Annotated in this window: 1 protein-coding gene; it reads left to right on the top strand. The window is 36.7% G+C overall.

Features of this window, described 5'->3' with window-relative positions; translation table 11 throughout:
• Positions 1-409, top strand: a 409-nt coding sequence (locus ACTJK5_RS23040; protein ID WP_440613321.1) for a sensor histidine kinase, incomplete at both ends; no start/stop codon positions are given.

Genomic DNA, 409 nt, shown 5'->3' with positions numbered 1-409 from the left:
GTTTGTTGCAGGGAAGAGTAGAAATGCGGGTTTCTTCCCAGAAGATGTACAGTCGTTGGCTACATTTTCTAACCAATTAGCTAATGTAGTTAAAACAAGGATATTGATTTCTGAACAGGAAAAAAGAATGATTCTAGAAGAAAGAAATAGAATCGCCCGAGAAATTCACGATGGTATTGCGCAAACATTAGCCGGGGTGATATTCCAACTAGAATCCGCGCAGAAAAAATACCGTGATAAACCAATAGATATGCAGCAAGTAGTGGAGAAAAGCATAAAAGATTTAAGAGGAAGCCTAGGAGAAGTTCGCTATTCTATTTATGCTTTAAAACCATATCCGACACAACAATTAGGCCTTAAGCAGGCGATAGCAAGTAAAATAAAATCTTTAAAACAAGAATATGAACTA

Source organism: Agrobacterium sp. 22094 (assembly GCF_052046015.1).
GTDB lineage: Bacteria > Pseudomonadota > Alphaproteobacteria > Rhizobiales > Rhizobiaceae > Agrobacterium > Agrobacterium cavarae.
This window is presented reverse-complemented; position numbering and strand designations above follow the sequence as displayed.